Annotated in this window: 10 protein-coding genes; 4 read left to right on the top strand and 6 right to left on the bottom strand. The window is 72.4% G+C overall.

Annotated elements, in window-relative coordinates; all coding sequences use genetic code 11:
• Window positions 1–118: 118 nt before the first annotated feature.
• The 4 genes from MQN93_RS06470 to MQN93_RS06455 are packed head-to-tail and all read right to left on the bottom strand — an operon-like array spanning window position 119 to window position 5,824.
• On the bottom strand, window positions 119–1,279 hold the full coding sequence (locus tag MQN93_RS06470; RefSeq protein WP_242708693.1) for an acyl-CoA dehydrogenase family protein: 1,161 nt from the start codon (window positions 1,277–1,279) through the stop codon (window positions 119–121).
• 5 nt (window positions 1,280–1,284) lie between these two features.
• Entirely contained in the window at window positions 1,285–2,262 is a 978-nt protein-coding gene (locus MQN93_RS06465) for a hydroxymethylglutaryl-CoA lyase (protein ID WP_242708692.1), read from the bottom strand.
• The gene (locus MQN93_RS06460) at window positions 2,259–4,196 is read right to left on the bottom strand and encodes an acetyl/propionyl/methylcrotonyl-CoA carboxylase subunit alpha (protein ID WP_242708691.1); all 1,938 of its coding nucleotides are present in this window, start codon (window positions 4,194–4,196) and stop codon (window positions 2,259–2,261) included. Before MQN93_RS06460 ends, MQN93_RS06465 begins: the two co-directional genes overlap by 4 nt.
• A gap of 11 nt (window positions 4,197–4,207) precedes the next feature.
• The gene (locus tag MQN93_RS06455; protein WP_242708690.1) at window positions 4,208–5,824 is read right to left on the bottom strand and encodes a carboxyl transferase domain-containing protein; all 1,617 of its coding nucleotides are present in this window, start codon (window positions 5,822–5,824) and stop codon (window positions 4,208–4,210) included.
• 95 nt (window positions 5,825–5,919) lie between these two features.
• Between MQN93_RS06455 and MQN93_RS06450 the strand changes: the two genes are divergently transcribed.
• The 4 genes from MQN93_RS06450 to MQN93_RS06435 all read left to right on the top strand — a co-directional run bounded on the left by MQN93_RS06450 (window position 5,920) and on the right by MQN93_RS06435 (window position 9,435).
• Window positions 5,920–6,513, top strand: coding sequence for an SACE_7040 family transcriptional regulator (locus MQN93_RS06450; protein ID WP_242708689.1), 594 nt, complete (start codon window positions 5,920–5,922; stop codon window positions 6,511–6,513).
• Between the two features lie 105 nt (window positions 6,514–6,618).
• Window positions 6,619–7,776 carry an acyl-CoA dehydrogenase family protein gene (locus MQN93_RS06445; protein ID WP_016435007.1) on the top strand — a complete coding sequence of 386 codons (1,158 nt, stop codon included), beginning with the start codon at window positions 6,619–6,621 and terminating at the stop codon, window positions 7,774–7,776.
• A gap of 46 nt (window positions 7,777–7,822) precedes the next feature.
• On the top strand, window positions 7,823–8,704 hold the full coding sequence (locus tag MQN93_RS06440) for an acyl-CoA thioesterase (protein WP_016435008.1): 882 nt from the start codon (window positions 7,823–7,825) through the stop codon (window positions 8,702–8,704).
• 62 nt (window positions 8,705–8,766) lie between these two features.
• Window positions 8,767–9,435 (top strand): maleylpyruvate isomerase N-terminal domain-containing protein, encoded by a 669-nt coding sequence (locus tag MQN93_RS06435; RefSeq protein WP_242708688.1) that lies wholly within the window; start codon window positions 8,767–8,769, stop codon window positions 9,433–9,435.
• A 19-nt stretch (window positions 9,436–9,454) separates the two neighbouring features.
• Here MQN93_RS06435 and MQN93_RS06430 read toward each other — a convergent pair whose 3' ends face one another.
• Together MQN93_RS06430 and MQN93_RS06425 are read right to left on the bottom strand one after the other, a co-directional pair.
• The gene (locus tag MQN93_RS06430) at window positions 9,455–10,249 is read right to left on the bottom strand and encodes a phosphatase (protein WP_037782350.1); all 795 of its coding nucleotides are present in this window, start codon (window positions 10,247–10,249) and stop codon (window positions 9,455–9,457) included.
• Between the two features lie 92 nt (window positions 10,250–10,341).
• Entirely contained in the window at window positions 10,342–11,862 is a 1,521-nt protein-coding gene (locus MQN93_RS06425) for a PucR family transcriptional regulator (RefSeq protein WP_242708687.1), read from the bottom strand.
• Window positions 11,863–11,969 lie beyond the last annotated feature (107 nt).

The raw sequence follows: 11,969 nt of genomic DNA, 5'->3' as shown, positions 1-11,969 counted from the left end.
AGGTTAGCCTAACCTCAGTCGATGTCCAGGGGTGGGGGCGTTCCGCGCCCGTTTCCCCGGCCGGCCTGTGAGCTGCGTCTCCACGGCCGGCCCCAGCCCGTCAGGTCCGGCTCGGGTCTCAGCCCGCCAGGCCCAACTCCCGGGCGATCAGCATCCGTTGCACCTCGCTCGTGCCCTCGCCGATCTCCAGGATCTTGGAGTCGCGCCACATACGGGCCACCGGGTACTCGTTCATGAAGCCGTAGCCGCCGTGGATCTGGGTGGCGTCCCGGGCGTTGTCGACGGCGACGGTGGAGGAGTGCAGCTTGGCGAGGGCGGCCTCCTTCTTGAAGGGGGCGCCGCTCACCAGCCGGGCGGCCGCGTCGCGCCACGCCAGACGGGCCGTGTGGGCCTTCATCTCCATGTCGGCGATCTTGAACTGGATGGCCTGGTTGGCGCCGATGGGCCGGCCGAAGGCGTGCCGCTCCTTGGCGTACTTCACCGACTCGTCCACACAGCCCTGCGCGAGACCGGTCGCGAGGGCGGCGATGGCGACACGGCCCTCGTCCAGGATCCGCAGGAACTGGGCGTAGCCCCGGCCCTGTTCACCGAGGAGGTTGGCAGCGGGGACCCGCACGTCCTGGAAGGACAGCTCGCGGGTGTCCGAGGCGTTCCAGCCCACCTTCGAATACGGCGCCGTCACCGTGAAGCCGGGTGTGCCGGACGGGACGATGATCGACGAGATCAGCGGCTTGCCGTCCGGCTTGCGGCCGGTGACCGCGGTGACCGTGACCAGGCCCGTGATGTCCGTGCCGGAGTTGGTGATGAAGCACTTGGTGCCGTTGATCACCCATTCGCCCGTCGACTCGTCGAGAGCGGCCGTGGTGCGGGTCGCGCCCGCGTCCGAGCCGCCGTCGGGCTCGGTGAGGCCGAACGCGCCGAGCATCTCACCCGCGCACAGCCGCGGCAGCCACGTGCGCTTCTGCTCCTCGGTGCCGAAGAGATGGATCGGCATGGCGCCCAGCGAGACACCGGCCTCCAGGGTGATGGCCACCGAGGAGTCGACGCGGGCCAGCTCCTCCAGCGCGACGCCGAGCGCCAGATAGTCGCCGCCCATGCCGCCGTACTCCTCGGGGAACGGCAGTCCGAACAGGCCCATGCGGCCCATCTCGCGGACGATCTCGTAGGGGAACTCGTGGTGCTCGTAGAACTCGCCGATCTTGGGCGCCACCACGTCGTGCGCGAACGCCTCGACGGTGCGGCGGAGTTCTTCGAGCTCGGGGGAGAGACGGAAGTCCATGACGGTCACTGCTCCTCAGTGGCCTCGGCGGCCTGGTCGGCCTCGCTGTCCTTGTGGGACAGGGCTTTGACGGTGCGGGACGGGCTGGGTCGGCCCAGTTGGTCGGCCATCCAGGCGCTGGTGGCGACGAGACGGCCGAGGTCGACTCCGGTGTCGATGCCGAGACCCTGCAGCATCCACACGAGGTCCTCGGTGGCGAGATTGCCGGTGGCCGACTTGGCGAACGGGCAGCCGCCGAGGCCGCCCGCGGAGGCGTCGACCGTGGTGACGCCGTGCTCCAGGGCGGCGTAGGTGTTGGCCAGTGCCTGGCCGTAGGTGTCGTGGAAGTGGACGCCGATGGCATCGGTCGCCACGCCCTCCTCGTTGAGGAGCGAGAGCAGTGCGCGCACATGGCCCGGGGTGGCGACGCCGATGGTGTCGCCGAGGCTCAGCTCGTCGCAGCCCATGTCCATCAGCGCCGTGCAGACGCGGGCGACCTGACGCAACGGGACCGGGCCCTCCCAGGGGTCGCCGAAGCACATGGACACATAGCCGCGGACGTGGGCGCCCTCGTCCTTGGCGTGCCGGACCACCGGGTCGAACACGGCCAGCGACTCCTCGACCGTGCGGTTGAGGTTGGCCTTGGCGAAGGACTCGGTGGCGCTGGCGAAGACGGCGACCCGGCGGGCGCCGAGGGCGAGGGCGCGGTCCAGGCCCCGCCGGTTGGGCACCAGGACGGGCAGCTCGACCGGCAGGCCGGCCACGAGCGGGAACAGCTGCTCGGCATCGGCGAGTTGGGGCACCCACTTGGGGTGCACGAAGCTCGTCGCCTCGATCCTCGTCAGGCCCGCGTCGGCCAGGCGGTGGATGAACTCCGCCTTCACCTGCGTCGGGACCGTGCCCTTCTCGTTCTGCAGGCCGTCGCGGGCGCCGACCTCGTGGATGCGCACCCGGGCGGGCAGGCCCTGGGCCCCGACGGTCATGGGGAGGTGCTGCACGGTCATTTCTCCGCCTCCTCGTGCGGTGCGATCACGGCCAGCACCTGGTCCATGGCGACCGTCGTGCCCGGCGCCACGTCCAGTTCGGCGACCGTGCCGGCGTGCGGGGCGGAGATGACGTGCTCCATCTTCATCGCCTCGACGACCAGCAGACTCTGACCGGCGCTCACCTCGTCCCCGACGGCGACCTTCACCACGGTGACCGTGCCCGGCATGGGCGCGGTCAGCGAGTCGGCGCCGGCGTGCCCCGCGCGCGTGAGGGACGCGGCGACCGGGTCGTGGTCGCGCACGTGCCAGGCGTCGCCGTCGCGGCCGATCCAGTCGGCGGCGCGGTGGAAGGTGTGGCGCACCCCGTCGAGGGTGACCGCCACCTCGTCGTCGGTGACGGTGTGGGCGCCGCGCGCGACGTGCTCGACCGGCTCGAACCCCGGCACGCGCAGGTCGAAGGCGAGGGGCTTGGGCGACCCGCCCATGCGCCACCCGCTCGGCACGGAGAAGGGGTCCTGCCAGCCCTCCGCGCTCGGCTGCAGCGCCTGCCCGCGCACGGCCGCCGCCGCCTCGTACACCTCGTCCGGTACGTCGGTGGGGACCAGGCCGTCCATCTCGCGCTCCACCAGGCCGGTGTCCAACTCGCCCGCCACGACCGCCGGATGGGCCAGCAGACGGCGCAGGAACCCGGCGTTGGTCGGCACGCCCAGCGTCACCGTCTCCGCGAGGGCCGCCCGCAGCTTCCGAAGCGCCGTCTCCCGGTCCGGACCGTGGGCGATCACCTTGGACAGCATCGGGTCGTAGAGACTGCCGACCTCGGTGCCCTCGCTGAGCCCGGAGTCGGTGCGGACGCCGTCGCCCCCGGGCTCGCGCAGCCTCAGGACTGTGCCGCCCGACGGCAGGAACCCGCGCGCGCCCTCCTTCACGGACACGGTCTCGGCGCAGATACGGGCCTCCACCGCGTGCCCGGTGAGCCGGACGTCGTCCTGCGTGAACGCCAGCGGCTCGCCCGCCGCCACCCGCAGCTGCCACTCCACCAGATCCAGGCCGGTGACCAGCTCGGTGACCGGGTGCTCGACCTGGAGGCGGGTGTTCATCTCCATGAAGTAGTACGAGGACGGATCGCCGCCCGGCACGATGAACTCCACCGTGCCCGCGCCGCGGTAGCCGCAGGAGCGGGCCGCCTGCACGGCCGCCTCGCCCATCGCCTTGCGGGTGGCCTCGTCGAGCAGGACGCTCGGCGCCTCCTCGACGAGCTTCTGGTGGCGGCGCTGCAGGGAGCACTCGCGCTCGCCCAGATGCACCACGTTCCCATGGGCGTCGGCCAGGACCTGGATCTCGATGTGCCGGGGGCGGTCCACCCATCGCTCGACGAGGAGCGTGTCGTCGCCGAAGGAGGCGCGGGCCTCGCGGCGGGCCGCGGCGATCTCCTCGTCCAGGGCGGCGAGGTCCCGCACCAGGCGCATGCCCTTGCCGCCACCGCCGGCCGAGGGCTTGAGCAGCACCGGCGCACCCAACTCACGGGCCGCCGCGGCCAGTTCGGGATCGCGGCCGCCGGGGACGACCGGGACGCCGGCCGCCTTCACCGTCTCCTTGGCGCGGATCTTGTCGCCCATCAGGGAGATGGCGTCGGCGGGCGGCCCGATGAAGACCAGCCCGGCGTCGGCGCACGCGCGCGCGAAGCCGGCGTTCTCCGCGAGGAAGCCGTAGCCGGGGTGGACGGCCCGGGCGCCGGTGCGGGCGGCGGCGTCCAGCAGCCGCTCCACCGACAGATAGCTCTCGGCCGCCGGGGCCGGGCCGATGCGCACCGCCGTGTCGGCCTCGCGCACATGGCGTGCGTCGGCGTCCGCGTCGGAGAAGACGGCCACCGAGCGCACGCCCAGCGCGCGGAGCGTACGGATCACGCGGACGGCGATCTCGCCCCGGTTGGCCACGAGCACTGTGTCGAACATGGGTCCCCTCCTCACATCCTGAAGACGCCGAACTGGGGGTCACCCAGGGGCGCGTTGGCACAGGCCGTCAGTGCGAGACCCAGCACCTGGCGGGTCTCCAGCGGATCGATGACGCCGTCGTCCCAGAGCCGGGCCGTGGCGTAGTAGGCGTTGCCCTGGCGCTCGTACTGCTGCCGGATCGGCGCCTTGAAGGACTCCTCGTCCTCGGCCGGCCAGTCCTCGCCCCGGGCCTCCAGCTGGTCCCGCTTGACCGTCGCGAGGACGGAGGCGGCCTGCTCGCCGCCCATGACGGAGATCTTGGCGTTCGGCCACATCCACAAAAAGCGGGGGGAGTAGGCCCGGCCGCACATCGAGTAGTTGCCCGCGCCGTACGAACCGCCGACCACGACCGTCAGCTTCGGCACGCGCGTGCAGGCCACCGCCGTGACCATCTTGGCGCCGTGCTTGGCGATGCCGCCCGCCTCGTAGTCCCTGCCGACCATGAAGCCCGAGATGTTCTGCAGGAACACCAGGGGGATGCCGCGCTGGTCGCACAGCTCGATGAAGTGGGCGCCCTTCTGGGCCGATTCGGAGAACAGGATGCCGTTGTTGGCGACGATCCCCACCGGGTGGCCGTGGATGCGGGCGAAGCCCGTGACCAGGGTCTGCCCGAACTCCGCCTTGAACTCCGCGAATCGGGAGCCGTCGACCACGCGCGCGATGACCTCGCGGATGTCGTACGGCGTGCGGGAGTCCACCGGCACCGCGCCGTACAGACCGTGGGGATCGACCTTGGGCTCGACCGCCTGACGCACCTCCCAGGGCAGCGCCCCGCGCGCGGGCAGGGTCGCCGCGATGTTGCGGACGATCCTCAGCGCGTGCGCGTCGTCCTCGGCGAGATGGTCCGTCACGCCGGAGATCCGGGAGTGCACCTCGCCGCCGCCGAGCTCCTCGGCCGTCACCACCTCACCGGTGGCCGCCTTCACCAGGGGCGGGCCGCCCAGGAAGATCGTGCCCTGCCCCCGGACGATGACCGCCTCGTCGCTCATCGCCGGGACATACGCCCCGCCGGCCGTGCACGAGCCGAGGACCGCGGCGATCTGCGGGATGCCGGCCCCCGACATCCGCGCCTGGTTGTAGAAGATCCGCCCGAAGTGCTCCCGGTCCGGGAAGACCTCGTCCTGCATGGGCAGGAAGGCACCGCCGGAGTCGACCAGGTAGATGCACGGCAGGCGGTTCTCCAGGGCCACCTCCTGGGCGCGCAGGTGCTTCTTCACCGTCATGGGGTAGTACGTCCCGCCCTTGACGGTGGCGTCGTTGGCGACGATCACGCACTCGCGTCCGCTCACCCGGCCGATCCCGGCGATGACGCCGGCGGCCGGTGCCGCCCCGTCGTACATCCCGTCGGCCGCGAGGGGCGCCAGCTCCAGGAAGGGCGAGCCCTGGTCGAGCAGCGTGTCCACCCGGTCCCTCGGCAGCAGCTTGCCGCGCGCGGTGTGCCTGGCCCGCGCCCGCTCGCCGCCGCCGAGCCGCGCCGCGGCCAGCTTGCCGCGCAGCTCCTCGACGAGCGCCAGGTGCGCCGCCTCATTGGCCCGCCAGGCCTCCGACGCGGGGTCTGCCGCGCTCGTCAGCTCCGGTGCCTCGTGCATCCTGCGGTCTCCTCGCCCAGTGATCGACTGTTAATGAGCGTTAACCATTTCCTATAGGTTAACGACCGCTAACCTCCCTGTCTACAATCGACCTCATGGCCACCAGAACCGACGCCCCCACCCGCCGCGAGCAGATCCTCAAGGAGGCCGCGCGGCTGTTCGCCGAGCGCGGGTTCCACGGGGTCGGAGTCGACGAGATAGGTGCCGCGGTCGGCATCAGCGGCCCCGGTCTCTACCGCCACTTCGCGGGCAAGGACGCGATGCTCGCCGAACTGCTGGTCGGGATCAGCGGCCGGCTGCTGACGGGCGCGAAGCGGCGGCTGCAGGAGGCGGACGGCACTGCCGCCGAGGGGGTCCTGGACTCGCTCATCGAGGGGCACATCGACTTCGCGCTCGACGACCGCCCTCTGATCACCCTGCACGACCGCGAGCTGGACCGGCTGCGCGACAGCGACCGCAAGCTGGTGCGGCAGCTGCAGCGGCAGTACGTCGAGCTGTGGGTGCAGGTGCTCAGGGAGGTCTACCCGGGCATCGCCGAGCCCGCGGCCCGGTCCGCCGTGCACTCGGTCTTCGGCCTCCTCAACTCCACCCCGCACCTCGGCCGCCCGGGCTCGCTGCCGGGCCGGGGGGCGACCGCTCAGCTGCTGCACCGGATGGCCAGGGGGGCCTTCGCCGCCGCGGCAGCGTGACGAGCGTTACGAGGGCGGCTCTGGACGCCTCTGACTACCCGCCGGTACCTTTGTCTCTGAGCAAGCGCTTAGACACGCGATCCAGAGCCAGGTGGAGGTAGGGCTGTGCGCCGTACGGTGTTCAACGAGGACCACGAGGCGTTCCGGGAGACCCTCCGGGCCTTCATCGAGGCCGAGGTCGTCCCCGTCTACGACGAGTGGTTCGCCGCCGGCCAGGCGCCGCGCGACTTCTACTACAAGCTCGCCGAGCTCGGCATCTTCGGCATCCGCGTCGACGAGGAGTTCGGCGGCGCCGGCATCGACTCGTACAAGTTCGAGGCCGTGATGTACGAGGAGACCGCGCGCGCCGGTGTCCAGTTCGGCGGCTCCGGTGTGCACGTGCTGCTCGGCCTGCCGTACATCAAGATGCTCGCCACCGACGAGCAGAAGAAGCGCTTCCTGCCGAAGTTCGTCACCGGCGAGGAGATGTGGGCCCTCGCGATGACCGAGCCGGGCACCGGCTCCGACCTCGCGGGCATGAAGACCACCGCCAAGCTCTCCGAGGACGGCACGCACTACGTCCTCAACGGCGCCAAGACCTTCATCACCGGCGGCGTCCACGCCGACCGCGTCATCGTCTGCGCCCGCACCTCCGCGCCGACCGCCGAGGACCGTCGCTTCGGCATCTCGCTGTTCGCCGTCGACACCAAGTCCGAGGGCTACTCCGTCGGCCGCAAGCTGGACAAGCTCGGCCTGAAGACCTCCGACACCGCCGAGCTGGCCTTCGTCGACGTCAAGGTGCCCGTCGAGGACCTGCTCGGCGAGGAGAACAAGGGCTTTTACTACCTCGGCCACAACCTCGCCTCCGAGCGCTGGGGCATCGCGTTCGGCGCCTACGCGCAGGCCAAGGCCGCCGTGCGGTTCGCCAAGGAGTACGTCCAGGACCGCACCGTCTTCGGCAAGCCCGTCGCCTCCTTCCAGAACACCAAGTTCGAGCTGGCCGCCTGCCAGGCCGAGGTGGACGCCGCCGAGGCGGTCGCCGACCGCGCCCTGGAGGCCCTGGACGCGGGCGAGCTGACCCCCGCCGAGGCCGCCAGCGCCAAGCTGTTCTGCACCGAGGTCGCGCACCGCGTCATCGACCGCTGCCTGCAGCTGCACGGCGGCTACGGCTTCATGAACGAGTACCCGATCGCCCGCCTGTACGCGGACAACCGCGTCAACCGGATCTACGGCGGCACGAACGAGATCATGAAGACGATCATCGCGAAGGACATGGGCCTGTAAGGTCCGCGAAACCCCGAGAAACGACTGGCGGGTACAACTGTCTGCCATGAGCCAGGCACTACAGGATCTCCTCGATCTGCTCGACCTGGAGCAGATCGAGGAGAACATCTTCCGCGGACAGTCCCGGTCCGCCGTCGTCCCGCGCGTCTTCGGCGGCCAGGTGGCGGCCCAGGCCCTGGTCGCCGCCGGGCGCACGGTCCCCGCGGACCGGCACGCCCACTCCCTGCACGCGTACTTCCTGCGCCCCGGCGACCCGGGTGCGCCGATCGTCTACGACGTCGACCGCATCCGCGACGGGCGCTCCTTCACCACCCGCCGGGTGGTCGCCATCCAGCACGGCAAGCCGATCTTCCACCTGTCGGCCTCCTTCCAGGGCGACGAGGACGGCCTCGACCACCAGGAGCCGATGCCGGCCGCGCCCGACCCGGCCACGCTGCCCACCTCCCAGGAGCGGCTGCGCGGCTACGACCACCTCGACCCCGTGGTGGTCGAGAAGTTCCTGGAGGCGCGTGAGGCGGTCGATCTGCGCTACGCCGAGGAGCCGCCGTACGGGAGGTTCGGCGAGCCGCGTGAGCCGCACTCCCAGGTGTGGTTCCGCACCAACGGCAAGCTCGAGGGCGCCATCGACGAGCCGCTGCTGCACGTCGTCCTCGCCACCTACGTCTCCGACATGACCCTCCTCGACTCGGTGCTGCTCGCGCACGGGCGCGGGGGCTGGGCCGTCGGCGACGTGGTCGGGGCCTCGCTCGACCACGCCATGTGGTTCCACCGGCCCTTCCGCGCCGACGAATGGCTCCTGTACGACCAGGAGTCGCCGTCGGCCCACGGCGGGCGGGGGCTCGGGCAGGCCCGTATCTACACGCAGGACGGGCGGCTGGCGATCTCGGTGATCCAGGAGGGCCTGGTCCGCGTGCCGCGGGGACACTGAGGGGCCGTCGCGGCCGGGAAAGTCGGTTGAGCCCGGCGGCTCGGCCGCGGTGGGATGACGGCATGGCGGAGACATGGAACTGGCGGGGCGGGCGCATCCGGGACGCGTTCCTCGAGGCGGCGCGGACCGCGGCCGATCTGTTGGCCGAGCCGGCCGTCGCCGACGCGTGGGACGGCCCGAGCGTGCTGGAGAAGTTCACCGTGCGCGGTCTGGCCGGGCACATGTTCTGGCAGGAACTGGCCCTGCCCGGGCTGCTCGCGGACCCGCTCCCGGCCGAGCCGGTCGTGCCCCTGCGCACGTACTACCTGGAGAAGGTCATCTGGCTGGACGCCGGCCCCGACGCGCCCGTCAGCGAACGGATCCGGAACGGCGGTGAGGCGACCGCGGCGGACGGCCACACCGCACTGCACGCGCGCGTGCGCGAGGCCCTGGACCGGCTGCGGACGGACGTCCGGGACGCGCCCGCCGCACGTCCCGTGCACATCGCCTCCTGGGGCGACTGGTCCCTGGAACTCGACGACCTCCTGCTCACCCGCCTCCTGGAACTGGTCGTCCACTCCGACGACCTGGCCTGCAGCACGGGCCTGCCGACCCCCGCCTTCCCGGAACACATCACCGCCCCCGCGATCGACCTCCTGACCCGCCTCTCCACCCACCGCCACGGCCCGCTCCCCCTGCTGCGAGCCCTGGCCCGCAGGGAGCGGGCACCGGAGTCGATCGCAGGGATCTAGTGCTCGGGGCCGACTGGCGCTACCCCTCGGCGAGTCCCGCTTCCCCCAGCAGATACGCCGTCATCGGGTCGTAGTGGCGGGGGCTCATGACGTGGTCGTCCAGGGGGACCACTGCCTGGAGGGTGCCTTCTGATTCGGCGAGGAAGAGGGCCGGGTCGTTGCAGTCGGCGTAGCCGACGGAGTCGACGCCGTGCTGGCCGGCGTAGCCTGCCCAGCCGTGGTCGGCGACGACCAGGTCGGGGAGGGGGCGGCCCTCGCGTTCCAGGGCCGTGAGGATGGCCTTCATCGGCTCGCCGGAGTGGGTGTGCCACAGGGAGGCGCCGTGCTCCAGGACGGCGACGTCGGCGAGCTGCCAGACGTACCCCTCGTCCGTCTGCAGACCCTCGGGGATGACGACGATCTCGCAGCCGGCGGCGCGCAGCGCGGCGGCCGTGGCGCGGTGCACGTCGAGCAGGCCGCCCGGGTGGCCGGTGGCGAACAGCACCCTCTGCTGCCCCTCGGCGGCCTTGCGCAGCCGGGCCGCCATCCGCTCCAGCGCGTCGACCGTCAGCTCGGGGTCGATGGTGTCCTGGCCGTAGCGGAACTCGGGGTCGTCGTTCACGCCCACCCGCTCCGCCATCACCGCGAGCACGTCCTGCTCGTCGCTCCAGCGGTCGCCGAGCTCCAGGCCGAGCCAGTAATGGCGGTCGCCGTTGGCCAGCTTGCGGTAGTGGCTGAGGTTGTTCTCGCGGGGCGTCGCGACGTCGCCCGCGATGCGGGTCCGTACGAGGTGGTCGACGAGCTCGGCGCGGCTGGGTGTCCCGGGTATCGGCATGGCTCCCATTGTGAGGCAGGCGCCTTGGCGAGTCCCTGGCGTCCCGCACGCTGGGACGTGGGTCACGTACTCAACGTCATGAGCCCGCGTACCTATGGACGGCGCAGCGCGAACCACAGCTCCATCCGTACGTCCGGGTCGTCCAGGTCGGCGTCCAGGAGCGCGGCGCAGCGGGCGATGCGCTGGCGGACGGTGTTGCGGTGGACGGACAGCGCGACGGCCGTACGGTCCCAACTGCCGTGCAGGGACAGCCAGGTGCGCAGGGTCTCGGTCAGCGCGGGGGAGTCCGCCACCGGGGCGAGCAGCATCCGGGCGTGGTCCGCGGCGTCCCGCGGCGTCACCAGGTCCGCGAGGCCCGCGCGCTCCCCGTGGCGGACCAGCGCCGTGCGGGTGGCACGGGCCCGGGCCAGCGCGCGGCCCGCCTGGGTGTCCGCGGACGCCCACTCGGCCGGGGCCACCGCGGCGCTGACACCCAGCGTCCAGCCGGGCTGCGCGGCCGGTTCGCGGTCGGCCGGCACGAGGACGCGTACGACGTCCTGCGCCAGGTCGACCAGGAGCGAGCCGAGGGCCGCGCCCAGCGCGGAGGCGGTCACCGGGTCGGGGGCGCGGGCGTCCGGCCGCGCGTGCACCACGTGCCACGGGCCGGACCCGAGCAGCCCGGCCACGTCGGCGGGCGGCGCCCCCAGCAGCAGCCGCACCAGCGCGGAGGAGCGCGCCGCACCCGTGCCGCTCTGGTGCTCACCGGTGAGCAGCGAGAGCAGGACCGCGGCGACGGAGGCGATGGTGTGGTCGCCGGGGTCCCGCCGCGGGGCGGCGACCCCGAGCACGAAGCCCTGCCCGGCACCGAGGGCGTAGGCGGCGAGGTGGGTGCCGGCCTGGTTGTCGGTGGCGGAGGTGGGCGTTCCCGGGCCCGAAGGGCGTACGACGTCCGCGAGTCGGGCGAGCGCCTCTTCGGTGCCGGTGGCCGCGCCGGTTTCCGTGCCGGTCGCGGTGCCGGCTTCGGTGCCGGTCCTCGCGAGGCGCCCGGCGGACGCGATCGTCGCGCCCTCCGGCCCGTACAGCACCGCCCGCCCGCCCACGCGCCGGGCCAGCTGCCGCAGCACCGACGGCACCGGGTCCGGGCGGGAGGCGGCCGCCGCGAGGCTCTGCTGCGCCTCCGTGACCCGGCGCAGCTCCGCCAGCCGGGCCTGCGCCATCAGCTGCCAGACCGCGCGCGCCACCCCGGAGAACGTGGTCCGCGGCGGCACCTCCACCAGTGGCAGGCCCTGCGCGTCGCAGGCCGTCACCAGGGCGGGCGGCACCGTGTCGAACACGGGGGCCACGCCGAAACCGAGCGCGGCCCCGCCCGCCGCCACGATCCGCGCCACGTAGTCGTCGAAGTAGCCTGCGCGCGCCCCCGAGCCCGCACCCTCCGGGACATGGACGCCCGCCGTCAGCAGCAGCTCGCCGCCCAGCAGATACGGGTACGGATCGGCCATCTCCGAGGTGTGCGCCCAGTGGATCACGGTCCCCGCGTCGGCCGGTCCCGCGATCTGCCGCAGGTCCAGGTCCTCACGGGCCAGGAGTGACTCCAGGGGCACGGGTGGCGTAGGAGGAACGGCGGGATCCGGCATGGTGTGCGTTCCCTCCATACAGCACGGCTCGAATGGATGAAACGTACACTTCGCAGTCGCTTTCCGGCCACCTAGTGTCAGTGCTCATCACCCGCCGGCGAGACCGA

The organism is Streptomyces spinosisporus, assembly GCF_022698145.1.
In the GTDB taxonomy this organism is placed as follows: domain Bacteria; phylum Actinomycetota; class Actinomycetes; order Streptomycetales; family Streptomycetaceae; genus Streptomyces; species Streptomyces spinosisporus.
Note: the sequence above shows the minus strand (reverse complement) of the source record. Positions and strands in the feature narration are given on the sequence as shown.